21 protein-coding genes are annotated in these 24,440 nt (G+C 58.6%); 11 read left to right on the top strand and 10 right to left on the bottom strand.

Annotated features, from left to right (window positions below; all coding sequences use genetic code 11):
- Positions 1 to 167 precede the first annotated feature (167 nt).
- Complete coding sequence (locus ACUY2T_RS09500; RefSeq protein ID WP_448308412.1) at positions 168 to 1,700, top strand: glutamate--cysteine ligase; 1,533 nt, start codon at positions 168 to 170, stop codon at positions 1,698 to 1,700.
- Positions 1,701 to 1,767: 67 nt separating this feature from the next.
- Here ACUY2T_RS09500 and ACUY2T_RS09505 read toward each other — a convergent pair whose 3' ends face one another.
- Both ACUY2T_RS09505 and ACUY2T_RS09510 read right to left on the bottom strand, forming a co-directional pair.
- Entirely contained in the window at positions 1,768 to 2,526 is a 759-nt protein-coding gene (locus tag ACUY2T_RS09505) for an enoyl-CoA hydratase (protein WP_448308394.1), read from the bottom strand.
- Between the two features lie 55 nt (positions 2,527 to 2,581).
- Positions 2,582 to 3,439 (bottom strand): aldo/keto reductase, encoded by an 858-nt coding sequence (locus ACUY2T_RS09510; protein WP_448308395.1) that lies wholly within the window; start codon positions 3,437 to 3,439, stop codon positions 2,582 to 2,584.
- Positions 3,440 to 3,635: 196 nt separating this feature from the next.
- On the opposite strand from ACUY2T_RS09510, the gene ACUY2T_RS09515 reads away from it, so the two are divergent.
- Together ACUY2T_RS09515 and ACUY2T_RS09520 are read left to right on the top strand one after the other, a co-directional pair.
- On the top strand, positions 3,636 to 4,517 hold the full coding sequence (locus tag ACUY2T_RS09515) for an ABC transporter ATP-binding protein (protein ID WP_448308396.1): 882 nt from the start codon (positions 3,636 to 3,638) through the stop codon (positions 4,515 to 4,517).
- A complete protein-coding gene (locus ACUY2T_RS09520; RefSeq protein ID WP_448308397.1) occupies positions 4,514 to 5,734 on the top strand; it encodes an ABC transporter permease in 1,221 nt (406 codons plus the stop codon). Before ACUY2T_RS09515 ends, ACUY2T_RS09520 begins: the two co-directional genes overlap by 4 nt.
- Before the next feature lie 91 nt (positions 5,735 to 5,825).
- Here the strand turns inward: ACUY2T_RS09520 and ACUY2T_RS09525 are convergent, their stop codons facing one another.
- Together ACUY2T_RS09525 and ACUY2T_RS09530 are read right to left on the bottom strand one after the other, a co-directional pair.
- Positions 5,826 to 6,185 (bottom strand): FKBP-type peptidyl-prolyl cis-trans isomerase, encoded by a 360-nt coding sequence (locus ACUY2T_RS09525; RefSeq protein ID WP_448308398.1) that lies wholly within the window; start codon positions 6,183 to 6,185, stop codon positions 5,826 to 5,828.
- A 130-nt stretch (positions 6,186 to 6,315) separates the two neighbouring features.
- Complete coding sequence (locus tag ACUY2T_RS09530; RefSeq protein ID WP_293792127.1) at positions 6,316 to 7,593, bottom strand: citrate synthase; 1,278 nt, start codon at positions 7,591 to 7,593, stop codon at positions 6,316 to 6,318.
- A 427-nt stretch (positions 7,594 to 8,020) separates the two neighbouring features.
- Between ACUY2T_RS09530 and serC the strand changes: the two genes are divergently transcribed.
- Genes serC through ACUY2T_RS09545 form a run of 3 tightly spaced genes read left to right on the top strand, consistent with a single transcriptional unit; the run spans position 8,021 to position 11,471 of the window.
- Positions 8,021 to 9,178: a phosphoserine transaminase gene (gene serC / locus ACUY2T_RS09535; protein WP_448308399.1), complete on the top strand. Its 1,158-nt coding sequence runs from the start codon at positions 8,021 to 8,023 to the stop codon at positions 9,176 to 9,178.
- Positions 9,179 to 9,229: 51 nt separating this feature from the next.
- Complete coding sequence (gene sepH / locus ACUY2T_RS09540; RefSeq protein WP_448308400.1) at positions 9,230 to 10,522, top strand: septation protein SepH; 1,293 nt, start codon at positions 9,230 to 9,232, stop codon at positions 10,520 to 10,522.
- Positions 10,523 to 10,556: 34 nt separating this feature from the next.
- Positions 10,557 to 11,471: a DUF6928 family protein gene (locus ACUY2T_RS09545; protein WP_293792134.1), complete on the top strand. Its 915-nt coding sequence runs from the start codon at positions 10,557 to 10,559 to the stop codon at positions 11,469 to 11,471.
- Here ACUY2T_RS09545 and ACUY2T_RS09550 read toward each other — a convergent pair.
- From ACUY2T_RS09550 to ACUY2T_RS09560, 3 genes are all read right to left on the bottom strand, one after another.
- On the bottom strand, positions 11,468 to 12,367 hold the full coding sequence (locus ACUY2T_RS09550; protein WP_293792136.1) for a TrmH family RNA methyltransferase: 900 nt from the start codon (positions 12,365 to 12,367) through the stop codon (positions 11,468 to 11,470). The genes ACUY2T_RS09545 and ACUY2T_RS09550 overlap by 4 nt on opposite strands.
- Before the next feature lie 4 nt (positions 12,368 to 12,371).
- Positions 12,372 to 13,880, bottom strand: coding sequence for an NCS2 family permease (locus tag ACUY2T_RS09555; protein ID WP_448308401.1), 1,509 nt, complete (start codon positions 13,878 to 13,880; stop codon positions 12,372 to 12,374).
- 186 nt (positions 13,881 to 14,066) lie between these two features.
- Positions 14,067 to 14,810 (bottom strand): DUF3027 domain-containing protein, encoded by a 744-nt coding sequence (locus tag ACUY2T_RS09560; RefSeq protein ID WP_293792166.1) that lies wholly within the window; start codon positions 14,808 to 14,810, stop codon positions 14,067 to 14,069.
- A gap of 39 nt (positions 14,811 to 14,849) precedes the next feature.
- Here ACUY2T_RS09560 and ACUY2T_RS09565 point away from each other — a divergent pair, with 39 nt between their 5' ends.
- A complete protein-coding gene (locus ACUY2T_RS09565) occupies positions 14,850 to 15,731 on the top strand; it encodes a glutaminyl-peptide cyclotransferase (RefSeq protein ID WP_448308402.1) in 882 nt (293 codons plus the stop codon).
- Positions 15,732 to 15,796: 65 nt separating this feature from the next.
- Positions 15,797 to 16,390, top strand: coding sequence for a DUF2771 domain-containing protein (locus ACUY2T_RS09570; RefSeq protein ID WP_448308403.1), 594 nt, complete (start codon positions 15,797 to 15,799; stop codon positions 16,388 to 16,390).
- Positions 16,391 to 16,459: 69 nt separating this feature from the next.
- Here the strand turns inward: ACUY2T_RS09570 and ACUY2T_RS09575 are convergent, their stop codons facing one another.
- On the bottom strand, positions 16,460 to 16,843 hold the full coding sequence (locus tag ACUY2T_RS09575; RefSeq protein ID WP_293792142.1) for a cold-shock protein: 384 nt from the start codon (positions 16,841 to 16,843) through the stop codon (positions 16,460 to 16,462).
- A gap of 378 nt (positions 16,844 to 17,221) precedes the next feature.
- Between ACUY2T_RS09575 and ACUY2T_RS09580 the strand changes: the two genes are divergently transcribed.
- On the top strand, positions 17,222 to 17,848 hold the full coding sequence (locus ACUY2T_RS09580; protein ID WP_293792144.1) for a resuscitation-promoting factor Rpf1 domain-containing protein: 627 nt from the start codon (positions 17,222 to 17,224) through the stop codon (positions 17,846 to 17,848).
- Between the two features lie 171 nt (positions 17,849 to 18,019).
- On the opposite strand, the gene ACUY2T_RS09585 is transcribed toward ACUY2T_RS09580, so the two are convergent.
- Entirely contained in the window at positions 18,020 to 18,208 is a 189-nt protein-coding gene (locus ACUY2T_RS09585) for a hypothetical protein (RefSeq protein ID WP_293792145.1), read from the bottom strand.
- A gap of 127 nt (positions 18,209 to 18,335) precedes the next feature.
- On the opposite strand from ACUY2T_RS09585, the gene ACUY2T_RS09590 reads away from it, so the two are divergent.
- Entirely contained in the window at positions 18,336 to 20,855 is a 2,520-nt protein-coding gene (locus ACUY2T_RS09590; protein ID WP_448308404.1) for a helicase-associated domain-containing protein, read from the top strand.
- A 111-nt stretch (positions 20,856 to 20,966) separates the two neighbouring features.
- Positions 20,967 to 22,547 (top strand): helicase-associated domain-containing protein, encoded by a 1,581-nt coding sequence (locus tag ACUY2T_RS09595; RefSeq protein WP_448308405.1) that lies wholly within the window; start codon positions 20,967 to 20,969, stop codon positions 22,545 to 22,547.
- A gap of 16 nt (positions 22,548 to 22,563) precedes the next feature.
- Here the strand turns inward: ACUY2T_RS09595 and pbp2m are convergent, their stop codons facing one another.
- The gene (pbp2m, locus tag ACUY2T_RS09600) at positions 22,564 to 24,345 is read right to left on the bottom strand and encodes a penicillin-binding protein PBP2M (protein WP_016421369.1); all 1,782 of its coding nucleotides are present in this window, start codon (positions 24,343 to 24,345) and stop codon (positions 22,564 to 22,566) included.
- Positions 24,346 to 24,440: the final 95 nt, after the last annotated feature.

The following is a 24,440-nucleotide window of genomic DNA, read 5'->3' on the forward strand; positions in this document are numbered from 1 at the left end:
GCCACGAGACGCCCAGCTTTGGGGCTACTGCCTGGCACGCGGCTTGCATCGACATATTTTCCGCCAAGATGCGGTCTTCCACGAGACGGACCACACGGTCCTTGGCATCCTGGTCAAATTTTCTTGGTATATTCCAGATTTTCCCATCTACTCAAACGGAACAAAACCTGGGACACTTCACAGTATCTAAAGATACCTATACACCGAAACAACGCACCCGCTTCCGCGAGCGGCTCAACGCCGAGCTGGAGGTCTTCGATAAGCACCTTCAAGACTCTGAGTTCATCAACCAGGGCACCATCGGCCTGGAACTAGAGATGAACCTCGTGGACACAAGCATGCAGCCCAACCGCTGCAACGACAAAGTTCTGGCAAAGCTGGAAGAAGCTTATCCGGGCGAATACCAGTCTGAAATCGGCTCCTACAACGTGGAGATGAACCATCCACCACTATCCATCACCGGTCGCGGGTTGGAGCAACTCCAAGAAGGTCTCGACGAACGCCTGCACGCCGTGCAAAAGGCTGCTGAGCAGTTGGATTCCCGCGCAGTGATGATCGGCACCCTGCCAACGCTGACCACTGACTTCCTCAGCGATCCCGCCTGGATGACGGACGAAAACCGCTACAAGGCACTCAACAATGCAGTCCTGGAATCCCGCGGCGAACTCGTGCGCATCCAGCTCGAAGGTGCACTGCCTGGCCGTGTACTCGGCACCGTGGATACCTACCGCCATGACTTCGAGGACATCGCCCCGGAGTCCGCCTGCACCTCCATGCAGCTGCACCTGCAGGTGGCGCCGAACCTTTTTGCCAACGCCTGGAATGCCTCCCAGGCAATCGCTGGCGTGCAAGTAGCGCTCAGCGCAAACTCGCCTCTTTTCGTCGGCCATAAGCTCTGGCACGAATCACGCATTCCCGTCTTCCAACAGGCCATCGATACCCGCACCGCAGAACTCGTCAACCAAGGAGTACGTCCCCGCGTATGGTTCGGCGAACGGTGGATCACCAGCGTATTCGACCTCTTCGAGGAAAACGGACGCTACTTCTCTCCCCTCCTCCCCGAGGACCGCATGGAAGCCGGCACACCAATCATGTCCGGCGACAGTCCCGGCCTGCACTACATGAACCTGCACAACGGTACGGTCTGGCGTTGGAATCGCCCGATCTACGACCCGAACCTGGAACGCTCGCACATCCGCGTAGAAAACCGTCTGCTCCCCGCCGGCCCCACTACCGCCGATATCGTCGCAGACGCTGCCTTCTACTACGGCCTCGTCAAGTTCTTGGGAACGCAGAATCGCCCCGTGTGGTCACGGCTTTCTTTTAACGACGCCCACAAGAACTTCATCACCGGCGCCCGCGAGGGGCTGCGCGCCAGCATGCGCTGGCCACGTCTGGGCAATGTTCCGGTGCGCACGCTCATTACCGAACACCTACTTGACCAGGCAAAGGAAGGACTTGAGCTACTCGACGTAGATCCCGAACTGATTGACACCTACCTGGGGATCATCGAGGGTCGCGCACGGAGCGGCCAAAACGGTGCCACCTGGCAACTGGATACCATCAACCGACTCGCCCCGAAAAGCGAACCGGATTCTGAGGAACGCGCCGAGGCGCTGTCCACAATGCTGCAGCGCTACGTGGCTCACCAGACCTCCGGCCAGCCAGTACACACCTGGTCCGTCGAGGGACGCGCCTAGCGCCCCCTTACTGTGTGCCTCTTTTCCGGGGACTAGCGCCCCTTACTGTGCTCGGCTGTTCCCGGGATTAGCGCCCGGTGAAGTGCGGAGTGCGCCCCTCAGCTCGCGCCTGGCGCGCCTCCTGCACATCCTCACTGTCCCAGATGGCGGGGATCATCTGCTCCAACTCCGCATCGGCGTACATGTCGGAGCTGTTCAGCACTCGTTTTGAATGCTTCATAGACAGCGGAGCCTGCTGCGCTACCCGATATGCGAAGGCTGTGGCATCCGGGGTGGCGTCATCAAGCAGTGCAGAAAACCCCGTGGCTCTTGCCTGTTCGGCACTTACCCGAGCACCTGCCAAGAACACGTTCCGCGCCAGTGCCCCGCCCATCAGTTCGCGAGCACGGTCGTGGGTCCACAGATCCAGGGCGAAGCCATGGGCGGCCACGGGCACCCAGCAGGACCCCTCGTCAGAGAAAACACGCAGATCGCACGCCAAGGCGATCTGGCAACCAGCGCCGACAGCAGGGCCGTCTATATCAGCAATAACTGGCACCGGGGCGGTTTGGATGGCCGACAGCATGTTCTCCATGGCTACCCAAAAATCATCGGCATATACGCCACCGGAGAGATCCGCACCGGCACAGAACGCAGGACCCTCGCCACGAATAAGAATGGCGCGCACCCCGGCTGTGGTGTGGGCGCGGACGGCCTCCGCTACCGCATTTGCGATGGTCGCGTTGAGGGCGTTGCGCTTCTCCGGACGATTAAGGGTGATCACACCGACCTGTGGGGCGGTGGGGTCAGCGGATTCGGTGTGGGTGAGGACATGCCCTGCGCTCATGGGTAGGAATGTACCGCAGACAAGCTACCGTGCGCTGGGCTTTCGCTAGAAGGATCTACCCCTCTAGCCCCGCATGGAAGGTAAAGGGGTCACCGCCAATGCGGCCGTCTTCTACGTCCAGAGCCTCGATGGCGGCAACCTCGTCGGCGGAAAGCTCGAAGCCGAAAACGTCGAAGTTCTCGCGCACGCGCTCCACCTTGGAGGAACGCGGAATCACCACATCGCCGCGCTGAATGTGCCAGCGGATGATGGCCTGTGCCACGCTCACACCGTTCTCGGCAGCGATCTTTGCAATGGTCGGGTCGGTCAGGTTCTGCCCCTGCCCCAGTGGCGACCATGCCTCCGTCACAATGCCACGGTCGTGGTTATCCGCGCGCTGCTCAGCCTGGCTGAAGCCCGGATGAATCTCGATCTGGTTCACCGCTGGGGTGTGCCCGGCCTGCTTCAATGCATCCAGGGCCGCAGGGAAGAAGTTACACACGCCGATGCTAATCGCACCGCCGGACTGCTGGATCTCCGCCATCGAATCGTAGGCCTGCACAAATTTATCTGCCTTCGGGCACGGCCAGTGCAGTAGATAAAGATCCACATAATCCAGCCCCAGCTTGCGTTGGGACTCCGCGAAGGCCTCCGTGCCCCGCGCCTGGTCGGCGTTCCACAGCTTAGTGGTGATAAATAGCTCTTCGCGCTGTACGTCGCCCGCATTGACAGCATCGGCCACGGCACGGCCAACGGCTTCTTCATTTCCGTAGATAGCTGCCGTATCGATGTGGCGGTAGCCGGTTTCAATTGCGGCACGCACCGAGCTATACGTGTCCTCGTCACTCAGCTGCCAAACCCCTAGGCCCAATTGAGGAATGGTCTTTCCATCGTTTAGCTCTAGGGCTGGTACGACATTCTTAACTTCACTCATACCCCCATTTTTACGCCACTTAAATTGAACTTGCGATTGCGCTGCTAGAAGCTATTTTAGAAACTTTTGCCTGCATAAGGCAGAAAACTATTGGAGGCAAAACCCTTTGCTTTATGATACAGTCCGCTGGAACTACCCACGCAGTTAACGTCAAAAACGTCACTTAGGAAGACTTTCAAGGAAAACCAAAAACAATATGGAAACCCTTTATATCGACAATCTCAATAAGAGTTACGGGGATCACCAAGTCCTCCACGACATGACTCTGCAGGTCGCACCTGGCGAGATGTACGGCTTCGTCGGCTCCAACGGTGCCGGCAAGTCCACTACGATGCGCATCGCGCTCGGTGTGCTCGCAGCGGATAGTGGCGAGGTACGTATCGGCGATACCCCAATGAACGACGATCTACGCCGTCTCATCGGCTACATGCCAGAAGAGCGTGGCCTTTACGCCAAGGAGAAGATCGGTGACCAGCTGCAGTTCTTCGCCCGTCTACACGGCCTGAACGACGCTACGGCAAAGCGGAATGCAGAAGGTTTGCTGGAGCAGCTCGGCCTAGCCGAGCGCGCCAACGACAAGCTAGAAGAGCTTTCTCTGGGTAACCAGCAACGCGTCCAGCTAGCGGCCTCCCTGATCCATGACCCGGAGCTGTTGATTCTCGACGAGCCATTTTCCGGCCTGGATCCCGTTGCCGTGAACGTCATGAGTGACCTGTTGATCGAGCGCTGCAAGGCTGGTGTGCCGGTACTCTTTAGCTCCCACCAACTGGATCTGGTGCAGCGTCTATGCGACCGTGTCGGCATCATCTCTAAGGGACGCATGAAAGCCGAGGGCACCGTCGAGGAACTGCGCACTCGTGGCCCTCTTGTCTATGAAGTACACACCCCAGCGCGCGACTGGTACCCCCAGGGCACCCGCCTGGTTGAAGATTTCGGCGAGGGTGTGTTGCTCGAGGCTGAGTCCACTGATTTGGATCAGCAGATCTTGCAGTCCGCATTAGCTGTCGGCCCCGTCCATTCCTTCTCCCGCCGCATACCCCACCTTGCAGAGCTCTTCCAGGAGGTCGTCGAATCATGAGTTACTCTTCCCCCAAGACCATTGCCATCGTCGCCAAGCGCGAGGTTCAGGTGGCATCCCGCAGCAAGGCCATCATGCTTTCTTTGGGCATCGTCGCGGTCATCATGGTCGTCGGTGTTGTCGCCGCCGCCTGGTTCACGGGTAAGGACGACGATAACGGCAAGCCCCAGCTCGGCCTTGTAGGAGTTGAGAAGGAATTTATTGACGCCCCCTCGTCGTCTAATGCCGAGGATTCAAAGGGGACGGACAGCCCCAGTGGCGTTGATGCTCGCACAATCGACTCCCGCGAGGACGCATCTGCACTGGTCAAGGACGAGGAACTGGATGCAGCTTTGGTAAAGACGGACTCGGGTTACGAGCTACTTAGCAATGGCGATCCAAACCCAGCGATCCTCAACGTAGCCACCACCGCGATCAATGCCAATGCACAAGCTGAGGCACTAAAGAAGGTCGGGGTTTCCCCTGAGGAGTTCGCCAAGGCCACACCGTCAGTACAGCTGGATACGGTGAACGTAAAGGAAGACGACGCAATGGAGGCAAACGGCCCGCAGATTCTCACCACCATGGTGGGCGTAATGCTGATGGCCTACTTCATCATCCTTTTCTCCGCGAATGTCGGCGGGCGCATCACCGAGGAGAAATCCTCGCGCGTGGTGGAGATTATTCTGGCTTCTGCTCGCCCGATGGATTTCCTGGCTGGAAAGATTATCGGTAGCACCCTTTTCGGCTTCATCGGCACAGCAGTCCTTCTGGGCATCGGAACCGTCGCCCTGACAGTTTCCGGCCTACTGGGGGATGTTGATTTCGACTACTCCGTCGTCGCCCTCATGTTGGTGGCTTTCTTCATCGGTATGTTGTTCTTCGGCAGCCTCTACGCAGGCGCGGGATCCCTGGTCTCCCGCACGGAGGACCTGCAGTCCACTCAGGGACCGATTCTGCTATTCATCATGGGCATGACCTACGCCCCACTCTTTGGCATCAGCAATATCGAGTCCAACTTTATGCAGGTACTGGGCTGGATTCCGCCGTTCAGCCTGACGGTAGCTCCGATGAACCTCGCAGCGGGCACGATGAGCCTGCCGGAGGTACTACTGAGCTTCCTGATCGCCGCCGTCGTCACGGTGCTGGTGATCGCGCTGGTAGCGCGCGTTTACCGCAACTCCATCCTCCATAATGGCAAGAAGATGACCTGGGCTAAGGCTCTTAAGGGAGCCTAGTGCGCGGCCTTCCCCCGCTCTAAATGCGCAACGCAAAGGCGCCTGCCAGAAGCAGGCGCCTTTGCTTGCACTCTCGTCCTCTACTGCACTGCTAGTTCACTGCAATCAAGTCGATGATGTAAACCAGTGTGCGGCCAGATAGTTCCTGCCCCAGCTCGGCCGGACCATAAGCCTTCTCCGGGGGGATGGTCAGCTTACGGCGACCGCCAGCGCGCATGCCAGGGATTCCTTCCTGCCAACCGACAATCAGGCCAGATAACGGGAACTCTAAAGATCCACCACGATCCCAGGAAGAGTCGAACTCCTCGCCAGTATCAAAGTCGACACCCACGTAGTGAACCTCCACCATGCCACCCGCTACGGCCTCAGCACCATCGCCGATCATCAGATCTTCCACCACCAGATCTTGCGGGGCGGGACCAGCTGGGAGGTCGATGTGCGGTTTACTCATGGGAAGTCTCCTTAGATAATGATCGCTTCTCGAACCTTCACCCTAGCAAAACGCGAAACACCCCCTCGGGGGATACGCTTTGCGTAACCAGCCCGAGGGGGCGGCGTCACTAAGAAAAGAACAGAAGTTCTTAGAGCTTGCGCTCGCCTTCGCCGGTGTAGATCTGGCGCGGGCGGTTGATCTTCGCGGTCGGATCGTTGACCTGCTCCAGGTAGTGAGCGATCCAGCCCGGCAGGCGACCCATGGCGAACAGGACGGTGAAGAAGTCCGTCGGGAAGCCCATTGCACGGTAGATCAGGCCGGTGTAGAAGTCCACGTTCGGGTAGAGCTTGCGGTCGATGAAGTAATCGTCGGCCAGGGCGATCTCTTCCAGCTTCATAGCCAGATCCAGCAGGTGATCGCCACCCAGGTGCTCCAGGATCTCGTGTGCGGACTCCTTGACGATGGCCGCACGCGGATCGTAGTTCTTGTACACGCGGTGGCCGAAGCCCATCAGCTTCACGCCCGGCTCCTTGTTCTTCACGCGGTTCATGAACTCAGTAGCGTCGCCGCCGTTAGCGTGGATCTCCTCCAGCATCTCCAGAACAGCCTGGTTAGCGCCGCCATGCAGCGGGCCGGACAGGGCGTTGATACCCGCGGCGATGGAGACGAACATGTTGGCCTGGGAGGAACCAACCATGCGGACGGTGGAGGTGGAGCAGTTCTGCTCGTGGTCAGCGTGCAGGATCAGCAGCTTGTCCAGCGCGCGGGTAACTACTGGGTCATCCTCGAACGGCTCGGTCGGGTAACCGAACATCTGGCGCAGGAAGTTCTGGCGCGCGTTCATGGAGTTGTCCGGGTACATGTACGGCTTACCCTTGGACGCGCGGTAAGCGTACGCAGCCAGCATCGGCACCTTCGCCATCAGGCGGTAGGTGTTCAGCTTCTGGTGCTCCGGGTCCAGCGGGTTCAGGGAATCCTGGTAGTAGGTGGACAGGATGTTCAGGGAGGAAGCCAGGACGCTCATCGGGTGTGCGTCACGCGGGAAGACGCGGAACTGAGCCTTGAAGTCCTCATCCAGCAGGGTGTGGTTGCGGATGTTGGTGTTGAATTCCTCAGCCTGCTCCTTGTTCGGCAGCTCGCCGTTAATCAGCAGGTAGGAAACCTCGTTGAAGGTGGCGTTGTTGGCCAGATCAGCGATGTCGTAACCGCGGTAACGCAGGATGCCGTTTGCACCATCAATGTAGGTGATGGCGGACTTGGTGGAACCGGTGTTGACGTAACCGGGGTCCAGGGTGGTCAAGCCGGTCTCTGCCAGCATCTTGCCCAGTGCCACACCGTCGTTGCCTTCGGTGGCGTGGACAATGTCCATTTCGTACTCTCCACCCGGGTAGTGGAGAACGGCCTTGTCCTGATTATCAGTAGCCATTGACATCCCTTTCTGAAATGTTCACGTGCCTGCCCGCAGCGATAGTTAAGCGATTGCTTCGATAAAAGCTTGCGCCGGAACCGTTGGAGCGGAACACAGATTCACGGTTTCACTTAAAAATTGTAGCCGCTTTAGGGCTTCCCCGTATGGCATTGCTTGCATGGCTTAGCCCTAGGGGGGATACGGCACACTGTAATGCTTATGTGACCCACATGACAGTTTGACAGTCGTGAGCGGGGGTAATCCCGCCGCCAAACTCCGCAATTCTTATATTTTTGGCACCTTTTGGCCAAGTAGAGCTCGCGACGGTCTACCCTGTTAAGGCAAGCACACCTACTAGGTAAAACCCGTACTAGGTAAAACACCTTCTAGGTAAAACGCTGCCCCGCATTAATCAAGCGAATCACCTGAGCGATCTGAGGGAGTCATGAACGCATCTGCCAACGACCAGAACACCTTGCCCACCATTCCCGCGGAGTTCATCCCCGCTGACGGCCGCTTCGGCTGTGGCCCGTCGAAGGTTCGCCCTGCCCAGCTGCAAGCGATCCAGGACAACGCCGTGATCTTGGGCACCTCCCACCGCCAGGCTGGCGTCAAGGACGTCGTTGGGTCCGTACGCGAGGGACTTTCGCAGCTATTTAACCTGCCTGAAGGCTACGAGATTGTCCTATCCCTCGGTGGCGCCACTGCTTTCTGGGACGCAGCCTCGTTCGGCCTGATCCGCAATAAGTCCGCTCACCTGACCTATGGCGAGTTCTCCTCGAAGTTCGCCAGCGTCTCCAAGAAGGCTCCGTGGCTTGACGAGCCGCAGATCGTTGCCGGCGATCCGGGTACCGCCCCTGCACCGAGCCAGCTGGACGGCACCGATGCAGACCTGATTGGTTGGGCTCACAACGAGACCTCCACTGGCGCCATGGTGCCGGTAACCCGCCCGCAGGCTGCGTCCAACGACACCCTGGTTGCCATCGATGCCACCTCTGGCGCTGGCGGCCTGCCTGTCGACATGAATGAGGCTGATGTCTACTACTTCAGCCCGCAGAAGTGCTTTGCTTCCGACGGAGGCCTGTGGCTGGCGGCTTTCTCCCCTGCTGCCCTGGAGCGTGTCGAAGAGATCGCTGCTTCCGATCGCTACATCCCGGCCTTCCTGGATCTGAAGACCGCCGTGGATAACTCCCGCAAGAACCAGACCTATAACACCCCGGCAGTCGCTACCCTGCTAATGCTGGATGACCAGGTGAAGTGGATGAACGCCAATGGTGGTCTAGACGGCATGGTTGCCCGCACCACCGAGTCCTCCCAGACCCTGTACAGCTGGGCAGAGTCCCGTGCAGAGGCTACCCCGTTTGTCCAGGATGCGGATTCCCGTTCCCTCGTCGTCGGCACCATCGACTTCGACGAGAACATCGATGCGGCAAGGATCGCAAAGATCCTGCGTTCCAACGGAATCCTCGATACCGAGCCTTACCGCAAGCTGGGGCGTAACCAGCTGCGCATCGGCATGTTCCCGGCAATCGACCCGGAGGACATCAAGAAGCTCACCGGTGCCATCGACTTCATCCTCGATGGCGGCCACGCCGCCAAGTAACTCTCTGTAGCTCCTTGTCCCCTCCACCCTCCAACTGTGCTTTAAGTATGGTTGGAGGGTGATGTTAATAACACAGCCGTCATTTGCTGCATCACCCGTCAGGAGGCCACGTTGCAAGAGCTGAAATTTGTCGTCGCCGATAGCGATGCCTCGTCACTCGTGCTACGCGCCGTTGACCCCGCCGTCGGCGGCCCAATCGCCGAGTACTTTTTGCCTGTCACCGATGAGCTACGCGCTTTTCTTAGTGACGCCCCCACGTCCAGCGCTAATAGCTTGAACCAGGCTACGCTTTCCGACACTGCGGATGGAGAGGAAGTACCCACGCGCGAAGCGGCCTCAACCGATGCAGATGACGTTCCTGCCTCGACTGCTGCAGCTGAGTCTTCCACGGACACTTCTGCCAACTCTCCCGTTGACGCGGCGGACGCAACAGATACAGCTTCCACCGGTACTGCACCCGCTGCGACGGGCGCTGATAAGGGAGATGAGGAAGCGGAGGAGACCGAGGTGGCGTCGCTGTTCCAGGGGCGCTCTCGAGAACGCACGCAGGAACGCGGCAAGCACCGCTCTAACGCACGACCACATCGCACGAAGATTGGGATGTCTCCACGTGTGATCCAAGATCGCATCCGCCGTGGCGCGACCGTCGCCGAGTTGGCAGACGAGGCCGATACGGATGAATCGCGCATCGAGCCCTATGCATGGCCGATCCTGCAAGAGCGCTCGCGCATCGCCGAGCTTGCGCATGCTGCACTCCCGGTCAACGGCGATGGCGTGTCGAACCAGCCGTTGTGGGAGGTTCTGGCTACCGCGCTCGCAGCCCATGGCGAGGCTCTTTCCGACGCCGAGTGGGACGCATTCCAGAACGATTCAAAGCAGTGGATCGTCACCGTGAGCTGGGAAAAGGATTCCGCCGGACGCACCGCAGCGCACACCGCAGAATTCATGATGGAGCTTCGTGGGTCGGAGAAGGCTCTGGCTCACCCGCACAACAGCATCGCGGGAGATCTGGTGAACCCGCGCTACGGACAGCCTGTACGCAGCGTCTCCCCAGTGACTCCCCTCCTGCACCCCACCCAAGGTCAGGGCGCAAACAATTGGCAGGACGAGGCAGCACGGCGGGAGGAATTCACCCACTCCGCTAATGATGGTGCCACCGGAGCGGAAACCACTCCCCCCGCTGTACACGGTTCCCCTGCAGACCTAGACGACCGGGGAGATAATGAATTCTTAATACACCCTGACGCAAAGTCTGCGAAGCCTAAGCGGAAGCGCAAGGCCGTCACTCCTCACTGGGAGGACGTCCTGCTGGGTGTGCGTACCAACCCCAAGAAGAAGAACTAGACAGAAGAACTAGGCGATAGAAGGAGCCACAGCTGTGACCCTGGTGACCTTATGGTTTGTTAATGAGGCCAACCCCAGCACCGTAATGCACCAGGAGCATAAGGTCGATCGCGGTTTTGCCCGCAAGTACCTGGCACAGCTGAACCCCGCCTGGCCGTTGACGCACATCGGCGACTTTGACATGACGCGCAGTGCCACTCCTGGCCCTGACGAGTTCTATATCGGTGGCTACCCGGGACTCTCCGTGGTACAGACGGTGATCCCCGATCTACGGAAACTCTCTGAGCTGCCGGAGCGCTATCGCACACTTGTGAGCGCAGCCGACGTGTACGCCTCGTGCGTAGTTGCAGACCCGGAGACCGCCGCCTCGACAAAACCAGGTGACGGAGGGGATCCGGCTTCTAAGGAGGTCAACGAAACCTTCGGCGGCTTCGCACACTGGGCCGGAGGCACGCTCAAGCGCTCTTTCTGCGCGACCCGCGAGACGGTGTTTGAGGATATTGGCCTGCCGGGTGAGTTTGAGTCCGAGTTCTGGGCTGGCACTACTGAAGCACACGGTATCCAACTTCCGTTTATCCCGGCTGAGCTGGCCACCGCCGCCATCGAATCCTGGCTTGGCTTTTCCATTTCTGGTGCCGGTCCGGCGCTGCCGGTTGCAGCTTTCGCGGTAGACGGACGACCGGAGGCTAAGTCCTCCGAATACGATGGTCTCACCCACGGTCGCTCCACTCCCGAGGACAAGGTTTCCGTGTACGACGATGAGCAGGGCTACGACGATTATGCTGCCCCGTCGCGCGAGTCTGAGCCGAGCAGTGCAGAGGTAGCCAAGAACGTACTGAATTCCCTTAGCCGTGGCGCTCGCAAGGGTATTAGCGCTGGCGTGCAGGGGCTTCGCGGGATGTCGAAAAAGCTGGGTGAAGAAGTGCGCCGCCGCAGCCGCGGAAACTAGCGCACAGCCTCGTAGAACGCGATGGCCGCGGCCGTCGCCACATTGAGCGAATCGGTTCCCCTCGCCATTGGAATGCTCGCGCGCACATCCGCCGCACGCATGGCGTGCTCGGTCAGGCCGGGGCCTTCTGCGCCGACCATCACCGCCACCTTCTTTCCCTTCTCACGGGCAGATTCGGTGGCCTCCCGCAAAGTAGTATTCCCCGCTGGGGTCAGAGCCACGACCTCGTAGTCGCGCTTTCGCAACATCTCCAGGTCTCGCTGCCAAGTAGTGGTAGTACCAGGGAATTTCGCCCATGGCAGTCGCAGCACGTGCCCCATCGAAACGCGCACACTGCGGCGGTACAGGGGATCGGCGGTAGCAGCGCCGAACAGCACGGCATCCACCCCCAGCCCCGCGGCGTTGCGGAAGATCGACCCGATATTCTCGTGATCCCCCACACCTTCCAGCACCGCAATCACACCGCTGGATTCTGGAGCATTCTCCACCTGCTCCAGTACCGCTTCCACAGCGCTCACGCCATCGGCGGCGTAATCTCCCCCGTCTGTTCTCGATTCCGTGGAGGGAAGCCGATCTGCCGAGGCAACCAGGCCTCGGTGCATATCGAAGCCCGCAACCTCTTTGAGCACTTCGCGGGACACCTCATAGACGGAGAATTTGGCGTCAACACTAGAAAGAGCGCAAGAAAGCTCGGCCTCGATCGCCCGAAGCTTCCCCGGGAACCCCACAACCGCGCGAGTCGGGTACGGGCTGGCGAGCAGTCGGGGAACGACGAGGGTACCCTCGGCAATGATTAGCTGCTCACCAGACTTTTTATCGGAAGCATTGAGGTTCCGAAAATCGTCCAAGCGCGGATCGGCGGGATCAACAATTCGGATGGGCTCAAGCTCAGGCATTGTTTTAGCCTCGCAGCATGTCCATTACGGGGTCTGCGGCAAAGTACACCACGAACATGATGGCCACGAGGTACAGCAGCGGGTGCACCTTCTTCGCACGACCCCCAACCACGGCCATCAAAACGTAGGTAATGAAGCCCACGCCGATGCCGTTGGCGATGGAGTAGGTAAATGGCATAACGATAATCGTCAAGAAAGCCGGCAGAGCGACATCGAAACGGGCGAAGTCGATGTCCTTAATCTGTGCCATCATCATCGCACCGACGATCACCAGAACCGGAGCAGCAGCCTCAATCGGCACGATCTCGTACAGCGGGGTAAGGAACATCGCCAGGATGAACAGCAGGCCGGTCACCACATTGGCTAGGCCGGTGCGTGCACCGTCACCGATACCAGCAGCCGAGTCCACGTACACGGTGTTCGAGGAGCCGGACACCGCACCACCGACAACCGCACCGGCGCCCTCGACGATCAGAGCAGTGCGCAGGTTAGGCAGGCGCCCCTCTTCGTCCGCAAGCTTGGCCTGCTTGCCCAGGGCAGTCATTGTGCCCATTGCATCGAAGAAGTTGGCTAGCACCAGGGTGAAGATCAGCATGCAGGCGGCCAGAACACCTACGCGGGAAAAAGCTCCAAACAAGTCCACAGCACCGACCAGTGAAAGATCCGGCACGCCACCCAAAGAATCTGGCCCCTGCGGAACTGCTAAGTTCCACCCCTTCGGGTTAGGCTCGCCATCGACGAAGGACGGGCCGGTGTGGGTCACAGCCTCCACGATCATCGCGATAATAGTGTTGGCGACGATACCGATAAACAGGCCACCGCGAACCTGGCGAACTACCAGAGTGCCGCAGATAAACAGCCCCAGAATGAATACGAGCGTCGGCCAGGAAGCAATGGAACCATTAATACCCAACCCGACGGGGACCGTGGTACCCGCAGCATCTGGAACACGGCGAACAAAGCCAGAGTCGACCAGGCCGATCAAAGCAATAAACAGACCGATACCCACACCGATCGCGGACTTCAACGAGGCGGGAATGGAGTTAAACACCGCTTCACGGAAGCCCGAGACAGCCAGCAGCACAATGACGATACCGTCGATGACAACCAAGCCCATGGCCTCTGGCCAGGTCAGCCCCTCCGTACCGACGAAGGTCACCGCCACTAGGGTATTGATACCCAGTCCTGCAGCAATGCCGAAGGGGTATCGAGCAATAATGCCAAAAGCGATGGTCATCACGCCTGCTGCCAAGGCGGTCACGGCGGCCACACGAGCGGTACCGAGCTCGTCACCATTGATGTCTGCGCTGGTTCCCAGGATCAGCGGGTTCAAAATGATGATGTAGGCCATCGCGAAGAACGTGACCACGCCACCACGGATCTCAGTGCCTACCGTCGACTGGCGTTCCGAGACGTGGAAGTAACGGTCTAGAAAGCCACGAGTTTGGGTTTCGCGGGCCGCTGATTCCTCTGTTTTGTCTTTGCCGGCCTTTGCGGCCCGTGCATCTGCCATGTGGGATTCTCCCCTACCTGTACGAACTGTTCGTGGCTGCTACCCCTTCATCAGAAACGTAGGCAGACACCACAATATGAAACGACAAGTAATAAGTAACCACCCCGCAGGGCATTTATGCAACTATTAGGCGCCCCTGGGCGGCTCTGCGCCGTCGGCGCCTTTGGGCGGCTCTGCGCCACCCCGCTACTCAAAGCGGGAAAGTCCCTCATCGACATATACGCCGTAGCTATTGGTGCCCTCTCCAAGTTCCTCACCAATGGATTCCTCCACCGTGGCCGAGTGCGCGCCGCAGCCGTAATCTTCCTGCACCACCCGCCCGTCGGCGGAAAACTCGTTGGTACATACCCCAATGCCGTTTTCTACGTCATCGAAAGGAAGGTAAAACGCGCAGGTTTCACACTGCAATTCCGCCTGCTTCGCAAACTCAGAGCGCGGCCCATACTCGCCCTCGCGCCATCTCTTGCGAGCTTGTCGGAGTCCGAGGTGCGACAAAGTGTTACCGGCTCGCGGGTTGCGCAAGAAACCATCGCCATCCTGCAGCTTCGCCCATGGCGTGAGCCGTTCGTCGTCGCGGCGCGGCGGCAGTGTATCGCCCGGCCCTAAGTCACCTGGCTGCACGCGATCCTCGTATGGCACCCATTCAGGCGCTAGTGCAGCGTGCTCGCCTGCTTGCAGGCTGACCTCATTGATCGTCAAGACCCCACTGCCCGGCACCGTCACCAGCACCACAACCCATTCCCAACCTCGGTAACCAGGCACCTGGCTAGCAAAGCGGTAAATCCCCAACCCTTCGCCGTCCGTCGCGATGCCGAGTGCCTTCCCCACCTCGTCGCCGCCAACTTCTTCCACTGCGGCGCGGGCTAGCTCCCTCGCTTCTGCAGAAAAAAGTATCGGATCTGCCTTAGTCTTCTTACTCACCTGAACCATTATGCCTGCCAGCTTCTCGCCGTGATGCATGATGGTTGCATGTTCTCTTATCGACGCCACCCTCACGCATCTATCCGCCAGCACTATAAGGGGCGCACAGCAGCCCACCTCGCCGCAGCTGTTAGCGCAATGGCCCTGGCGTGTGCGCTGACCGCGTGCGCGGAGGACGATGGGGCGTCACCAGTAAAGAAGGGTGCGACGGCGGAGGAATATAACGATGCGCCGATGCTCGAGGCAAAGGTAGATGAAGTACATCCCTGGGATAAAGCGGCATTTACCCAGGGGCTGGAAGCTAGCGACGATGGGCGATTGCTGGTTGGCACCGGGCTCCACGGGGAGTCGCAGATCTACTACACGAGCCTCGCCGGAGATAAGTCTGACGAACAAAAGCTGGATAAGGAATTGTTCGGCGAAGGGGTGACTATCCATGGCGATACGGTGTGGCAGTTGACATGGAAGGAACACACGGCGATTAAGCGCGATGCACGCACGCTCGAAGAGATCAGCCGCGCCGATTACGAGACCGAGGGGTGGGGGCTGTGCTCGCAGCAGGACCGGCTGGTCATGAGTGATGGGTCGGGAACGTTAACGTTCCGCGATCCAGAGTCTTTCGAAAAGACTGGCTCCGTTGATGTAACAGGCACCGATCAACTCAATGAGCTCGAATGCACTGCGGATGGCATGGTGTGGGCGAATGTGTGGCAAACCGACAAGATTTTGGAGATAGACCCGGAGAGCGGGAAGGTTACGCATGTCGTGGACACAGCTGGGCTATTCCCAGCAGCGCAGCAGGACGGAGCGGATGTTTTGAACGGTATCGCGACTGTCCCAGGAAGTTCCCCCGAGGATCGTCGCTTTTATCTCACGGGCAAGCTGTGGGATGAAATGTACGAGGTGAGTTTTGCAGAGCCGCAGGGCTAATAGTGCTGGTATCTAGCACGGGCTAGTAAGAAGAAGTTAACGACGGTGAATTAGGATCGAGAAGCGTGAGCGAGCAAGAGAAAAACGACCCGAAGACCTCCGCTAAGCCTGCGCCGAAGCTATCAAAGAAGCAGCAGCGCAAGCGTGCACAACGCAAGCAGCTGCTGACAATGGGCGCCATCGTGGTATTAGTGGTGGTGGTTATCGGCGGTGTGCTGCTCTATAACCGCTGGCAGGACGGAAAGGTTGAAACCTTGCCGCAGGAACAGCGCATCACCGCCGTCGTCGACGGCAAGGAGCTGGAGATCGCGCCTTATTCGGTTTGTGAACTAGACGATCGTGACTGCAAGCCCTCAGAGCCCCACAAGCTGGAGGTTGGCGATGCCAAGGAAGTCACTCTCAAGTTGCCGGAGGATGTATACAACCACGATTGGTCGCTACTGCAGATTTTCGATGACCCGGGGGCAAATCAGGACAACTACTACAAGGGGGACGAACGTCAGGAAGTTACGCTGAAGACCGAAGCGGATGTGAAGTCTAAGGACGGCAGCACTCCGAAGTTGAAGGTTCTGGAGCTCCACTCCATGCTGATCGGGCTGGACGACAACGACGAACAAACCCCCTACGCAACTATCTGGTCGATCGAGATCGCCCAGTAGCTTCCCTAAAAAAGGGACGCGCAGGGGGTTTAAAAAACTAAGGGCTGGGAGGGGCTATAGCCCGGCTCTCTAGCTATCGAGCTCCCGAGCAATGGTGCGCAGGATTTCCGCCACCTGGCGAGCTTCCTTACGCTCCGGACGGCGGCCGGACTGCAACACTGGCAGCACACTGTTATCTAGCAGTGTGATCGTATCCTGCACCATCTGCTGAAGCTGTTCTGCATCGTACTTGTGCTGTGCACGGCGAGGACCATTGTCCAACACCGTCATAGTGTGAACCTGAGGTCCACGACGACCGGCGATGAACTCGTACTCAATGCGCTGGCCCTTGACTAGTTCGGTGACGCCGTCGGGCAACACCTGGGAACCGACGTACACGTCCTCGTCCCCAGGGTTGCTCACGAAGCCGTAGCCGCGGTCTGCGTCGTACCACTTCACTTTTCCGGTTGGCATGGGATCACCCTATTTCCTTTGAATCATTAACAGAATGACCTAGATTAGCCACATTGACGGGGCAGAGCAAATCTCAACAGTCACATCCGTTACATCACTAGTGTGAAATGCGTCACATTACGAAAGTGTAACGATTTAATCTAGATCCGGTAACTTCCAGGTCAGATCGGGTTTCAATTAACAACCTTAACGTTACATAAAATTTCAATCTTGTCGAAAACGTGACACAAACGTGACAAACCAGTACCGTAGCCCATGACCTTAAGGCGAACGGGCACAATGCTCGACGTCAGAACACTAGAAAGTTCTCGACTTTCAAGAGACAACGAAACAAAAGGTGCCACACAAGGAAGGCACCCGAAGGGAAACTCAGCGAAAATGGCACGTCACGCAAAGACCAGCTCTTTCTCCACCGCAGCACGCCTGTCCGTCGCAGGCGTTGCAGTTGCAGCATCCTCCGCTCTGCTGGCACCGACCGCTTCCGCAGCTCCGGATTCCGACTGGGATCGCCTGGCTCAGTGTGAGGCTGGCGGCAACTGGTCCATCAACACCGGCAACGGTTTCCACGGTGGCCTGCAGTTCAGCCCGTCCACCTGGGCTGCTTACGGCGGCAAGCAGTACGCACCGTACGCATACCAGGCAACCCGTGAGCAGCAGATCGCCGTTGCAGAGCGCGTTCTGGCTGGCCAGGGTTGGGGCGCATGGCCGGCTTGCTCCGCCAAGCTGGGTCTGAACTCCAAGCCGACCCCGCGCAACGCCGCCGCTAAGCCAAAGGCAAAGCCTGCTGCACCGGCTCCGGTTGTACAGAAGGCCATCAAGGACCTGTCCCGCGATTCCAACGCTCTGGCTGTTGACAAGTTCTACGATGCACTGGTGAAGCGCATCGAGAGCATGGGCTTCTCCGTACCGAAGGAAGTCTCTGACTACTACAACGCCAACAAGAAGTCCCTGAACCACACCTACAAGAAGTACTCCGCTCAGCTGCAGGTCGTTCTGCCTCACTAAGAGCACATAGCTTCACCGGGTCGGCGCACCTTCGCGCCGACCCGTTTTTTCATGCGCACTGTAATGGTGCGCAACATTCACCCCCGCCCCACTCACCTCCCTCATTACCAGCACAAAGCAAAAGGTGGCACGCCTCCCCGACTAGGGAGGCGCGCCACCTTTTAGATTCAGTTACTTGTTAATAACCGTGAACGAGTGCACGTACGGAAGCTCGGAAGCATCGACGGGAAACTCGATGTCACCGTAGGGGCTCAAAGCGCCCGCGGATTCAGCCACCAGCTCGGTAACAGCGTGGTGACCCTCTGGAATATCGGTCGGCCAGCCTGCGTCGACATAGCCTTTCTTCTCAACGTTAGCCATAGTTGTATCTTTGCACATCATGGCGCAAAAGGACACACGAAGTGGCAATTTCTACCCCACGGCACCCACCCTCCGCGACTACCGTTCAACGCAAGTCATTCCTCATTCGCGCTAAAATTGAGCGATTATGCACCCCAACTCCGCGAACTCCACCACCGAAGGTGCCTCCACCGTCCCCGCCCCAAACGGGTTCCCGTCATACGGAGACTGGCTATTTGCCCAGACGGATGAGTCTCTCGCGGATCTGCTCACCCGATTGCTCACCTCCAACCCCACTACCTTCGTGGAGAACCTCACAGGGAACAGCGCTGCTCTTGATAGCCTTTCCGAAGCCGTCACCTCGAAGACCAAGCATCATGCGGATGCATACGGCGATGCCCCTGACCCTGCGCTAATCCACCTGACGGCTCTTGAGCTGGCCGTCTGCCACGCGGCCTGTGAACTGGACGCTGTCCATCACCCTTGCACCGTTGCCGAGATCAAAGAAACACTCACCGAACTCTTCGATATAGCCAACACTCCTACTCCAAACCGCCCAACGGATCACGACGTTCGCGCAGCGATACAGTCTTTGTGCACCTGGGGATTAGTTTTTGGCCCAGACTTGGCTCTGCCGGCTCCTGCTGTGCCCGGCGCGGATACAAAGCTCAAGGTTCCACCCCACCTGCCCCAAATGTTTGAGCCTTCTACGGAGCAGCTCTGGCGCTTAGTCGATTCCACCCGCTGCCCCATTCCAACTGCGAAGCTACCCGCGGTTATCGATGAGCTGCCGCCCCGCCAACGCCGCCTGCTATCTACTTTGGCTGCAGGAGGAGGTGTGGGCCATTCAACTTCCCTACACGAGGGTGCAGACCCCTCCAAGCCACTCCCCACCTTGGTTCGCCACGGCATCCTAGACCAGTTAGACGATACAACCGCACGGCTGACCGGCCGCGTCCAGCAACTTCTCCACGGCACCATCATCACCGACCCAGGTGGGCATTTCACTCCGATAGCTAACGAAGGCGAAGCTATCGCCAGTTCGCGAGCTGACGACGCCGGCACTGCCCAGGCCATTCAACTGATTCAGGATCTCAGCCACCTCATTGAGGATCTCGGCACCAATCCAATCATCCCGCTATCTTCCGGTGGCATCGGCACCCGCGAAATCAATAAGGTCGCTCGCAGGCGCGACGAGTCTGCCGAGAGAACCCTTCATCTGCTTACCTGGCTTATCCACGCAAATCTCCTGGGCCATGGCCGCGCCACTCCAACCCCAGCGGGTCAGCCCGCACGTGACTATTGGGCTCCCACCGAGCTCGCCCTCGATTTCCTCGAGGCCTCCCCCGCCACTGCCTGGGCAATCCTGCTAGTCGGCTGGGCCAATAGCGCCTATGCCCCCTGGTTCGTCGACGATCCTGCCGTTCGCCCCTTTGAATCCGGCACTGCTTCGCACGCCGCTCGCGGCCTGCGCCGAATCTTTCCTAGTCTCTTTACTCACTCTGCTATTGATGACGCCCCTACGCCTGAACCATCAGAACTGCACCGAGAGCTTTGGCGCGTGCGACCCGGCGAGGCCTGGCGAACGACCCCCACCGCTTGGGATGCGGTGTGGGAGGAAGCCAAAGAGGTGGGGGTGTTGGCGTCATTAAGGAGGGACACAGTACCGACTCGGGCGATGAGCGCGCTCCGCGACGTTCTAAACAACAACATGGATCCTGTTGCGAACCTTGCCGAAGCACTTTCGGAAATCCTGCCGGCTCCCGTGGAAGAACTCATTGTCCAGGCCGATCACACGATCATGGCTCCGGGCTTGTTACGCCCCGCGGATCAGACGATGCTGGCGAGGTTCTGCGAGCAGGAATCCGGCGGCATGGCCAGCGTCTGGAGAATGTCTAAGGAATCCGTAGAGCGAGCTCTTCGAGCCGGGCTCAGCGCCGAGGATATCGAGCAATTCCTCGACGACCGCGCCCTGGGCGGAGCGGATAATGTTCCTCAAGCGTTGCGATACATGCTGCATGACGCGGAGCGGAGCCTGTCGCAGGCCACCGCTGGTGTGGCTCAGATGTACCTGAGCGTGACGGATCCCGCGGCACTGGATCGGATTCTGGCGCTGCCGGATATTGACGGGCTCCGGCTGCGCAGGATCGCACCGACAGTAGCCGTTTCCGCTGCTCAGCTTTCGTTTGTGACTGATCGTCTGGAGGCCATGGGCGTGCAATTGCGTTTGGAAGGTGGTCGGGCGCATGCCGATGCTCCTGTGCTCTCCCGGGTGGCTACGCCAACGCGGGAAGGGCTGCAGTGCGCCGACGCCGACGAGAGCGTCATCGCTGGCGCTATCGAAGGATTCCGACGCAGTCACGAGCACGCCGTTGACCTGATGAGCGGATCTATGAAAGACGTCGCGAGTGTGTCCGCAGACCCGGCGGAGAGTCAACGCGACAGAGCCCGCGTCGTCCACTCAGCCGAGGAAATGATGGCGGCTATCTCGCGGGCGTATTCCTCCGGAACGATTGTGCGAATCAGTTACGTCAATCACGAGGGCAAACAGACGAGCGACCAGGTGTCGATCGTGATGATCCGTCCCTCGACTATTGCGGTGGTTTCGGAAATCAGTGGTGAGAGCTTCACTGTGCAACCCCACCGGCTTAGCAGCGTCGAATACTAACCTCTAGGGCGGTTGCAAGAACGGGCTAACATAGTAGGTTGTCCCAAAAATGTAGCTGTGGCCTTGATCTTCGTGCCGCAGCCCGAACCCGCTGTGAGGAGCATCCAGCTAGTGAGCATCGGCACCGGCCCCTTGATCGTCCAATCCGACAAAACTGTGCTGCTGGAGATCGACCACGAGCAAGCTCAAGAGGCGCGTACTGCGCTGGCACCATTCGCAGAGCTCGAGCGTGCACCCGAACACGTGCACACCTACCGCATCACCCCGCTGGCGCTGTGGAACGCCCGCGCCGCAGGGCACGACGCGGAGCAGGTCATGGACGTGCTGGAAACCTACTCGCGGTTCCCCGTCCCGCAACCGCTGCTGATCGACATTGCAGACACAATGGATCGCTACGGGCGACTGAAGCTCATCAAGCACCCGGCGCACGGGCTCGTGCTAGAGACGACGGACAGGGCTGTGTTGACGGAGATCCGGCGTCACAAAAAGATCAAGCCCATGTTGGGCGCAGACATCGACGAGGACTCGATCGTTGTGCACCCTTCCGAACGTGGCAGGCTCAAGCAGGAACTGCTGAAGGTCGGCTGGCCCGCAGAGGATCTGGCGGGCTATGTCGACGGCGAAGCACATCCCATCGAGCTGTCGCAGGAACACGAAGAATGGCAGCTGCGCGACTACCAGGAGATGGCGGCCGATAGCTTCTGGGAAGGCGGCTCGGGCGTGGTAGTGCTGCCGTGTGGTGCGGGCAAGACCATGGTCGGCGCAGCCTCCATGGCCAAGGCGAAAGCCACCACCTTGATCCTGGTGACGAACACCGTCGCGGGGCGGCAGTGGAAGGATGAGCTCGTGCGTCGTACCTCCCTCACCGAGGAGGAGATCGGCGAGTACTCCGGCGAAAAGAAAGAGATCCGTCCCGTTACCATTGCCACCTACCAAGTGGTCACGCGCAAGTCGAAGGGCGAATACCGGGCGCTGGAGCTTTTCGACTCCCGCGACTGGGGGCTCATTATCTACGACGAGGTACACCTGCTGCCCGCACCGGTGTTCCGAATGACTTCCGATCTGCAGTCTCGCCGCCGACTGGGACTGACCGCCACTCTGGTGCGTGAGGATGGGCGCGAGGGCGATGTATTTAGTCTGATTGGACCGAAGCGCTACGACGCGCCGTGGAAGGACATCGAGGCCTTCCTGGATCGCATGTCCCCCGGCGGTCTCTCGTCCGTTCCCCAGTCCCTGCGGTATTTGATTGACGACGCCACCAGGGCATTCCAGCAGGGCTCCGCCACCGAACCCCACTCGGCTCGTGTCCCGTCTCGCGTGGATACTCCCCAGCGCAACATCATGGACATCACTGGGGACTCCACCGAGATCGCCTCGGAGATCGACGGCGCCGTGGAGGGTTTTCGCCGCGCCCACGACCAGGCCATCGCCGTGGACCCGGCGGACGGCACGAAGGCCTCGGACACCCGGACCTTCCGCTCGCCGCGGGAGATCATGTCCGAGCTGCGCCGCGCCTATACCGCGGGCACACAGGTGCGCCTGCACTACGTGGACTATGCGGGTGCCACCAGCCATGACTGGATCTCCATCGTGATGATGACCCCCTCCACCATCTCCGCGGTGCTCGAATCCACCGGGGAGAGCCTCACGATCCAACCCCACCGCATCGCTGCGGTGGACGTGCCGTGCTAGAGGTTATGACGCAAGTTTATTGAATTCCAGAGAATTTCTGAACATCCGGCGAGCGAAGGAAACGCCCGGCCATTTCCACAGCTGGCTGAGAAGAATCTCCTTCGATTACAAGGGACGCAATCGCCAATTCCCCTGTCGTTCCAGCGAACCAGCCATTGGAAAGCTTGCCATCAATTTCTGCTGTACCAGTCTTTCCGCCAAGTGCACTAAGATCACTCAACGACCTAGCTGAACCGTGGTCAATTGTTGATTTCATCATCGTCCGGAGGCTTTGAATAGTTGTATCGCTGACATGCTGGTCTGCCTGTTTATTCACTACTGTCTGTTCGCCTTGAATGAGCTGTGGAGGAACAAGCAAGCCGCCGTTAGCGACAGTCGATTGCATGAGCGCAATCCCAAATGGACTAGCTAGAACCTCGCCCTGTCCAATAGAAGCCTCCACACGAGGAGGTCCAGCCGGTGTCCGCGGCACCGAACCAGTAAGTGTGGTCATCCCTGGTACGTCGAAGTCGGAGCCAATTCCGAGTTCTAAAGCAGTCCGTTGCAGATCATCTTCTCCCAAACGATCCGAAATGACCGCTTGGGTTGTGTTACATGATTGGGCGAAAGCTTCTTCCAGTCGAACGCTACCTAGATCGAAGTCATGATCGTTGGGAATCTTGCGTCCAGCGACGGTGATATTGCTAGGACAAGGTAGTTCCTCATCCATGCTGACTGCCCCTGCCTCTAGTGCCGCCGCTGTGGTCACAGTTTTGAACGTCGATCCCGGTGGGAATAGCCCGGTGAGTGCGATTGGCCCTTGGTTATTTGCCTTGTCATTTTGTGCAACGGCAAGGACACCTCCTGTTCTAGGATTGAGCACGACTAGAACTGCGGCACGTTGCTCACTGTCCACTGCTTGTTTTGCTGCGCTTTGCAGTGTGTTATCCAGAGTGGTTGCGATTGGCTGAACTCGGCGAGGCGGCTCAGAGGCTACCGTCGTCATACCTTGTGAACTCTCAGCGCGTATCGACCATCCTGAATTAGCATCGAGCACTGACTCCCAATATTTGTTCAATTCAGCATCCAGCGGAGAGTTAAGAGTTTTGGACACGCTTAAGAGACGCCCCTGCTCCACAGTGGAAATTCCCTCAAAGGTCCTAAGTTGCTCTTGTATCTTCCGGAATTCTTCCTGCCTCAAAGTGAGGAGCACGGTGTCTTCATCCTGAGACTCTCCCAAGGTCTGCTCGATCCACTCCTTAGTCGTTGTGGGAGACACTGGTGCAAAAATCTGGGCCAATTCCTGCGCTCTAGAGGCTATGTCTTTGCGACCTCGTACCTGAATAACTTTCGTCCAGGTCATATATTCATTGCCCAAGCGATCTTTAATTGGAAGATCGTACTGTTTATCTTCAGCAAAAAAGAGTGCGGAATCATCGCTCAACTGAGCTTCGAAGATCGAAGGCAACCATTGAGGCTTACCATCCTGTCCACTAAGGACGAGCCGACCATTGCTCTCCAACTCCACACCATCTTTGGACCAAGTCACATGAGTATTCTGCTTTCCATTGGAAATATCAGATTTTTCGATGTTGACCTTCACACCATGAAGTGACTGCCGAAATTCATGAAGGGCGCGCTCCGGGTCTGGATGATCCAGATACCGTGCAGCCTTGCTGTCATCTCCCGCGTTGAAAGCTTTGAGAAATACGTCTGAGTCTGATTCCCACGGTAGAGCTGAACAGCTGCTCAACATCACTGCGGAGAGCGAACAGAGTGCAATCACCGACTGACGGAAACGATTGTGCTTAGTCATCATGGGAGTGACGTTAAGTGAGACGCATTGGATGCCACCAATATCACATAATGCAATTGTCTCATTTCATTCACATATAGGCGATGGTAGAAGTGTGT

The organism is Corynebacterium sp. 22-2729, from assembly GCF_053479475.1.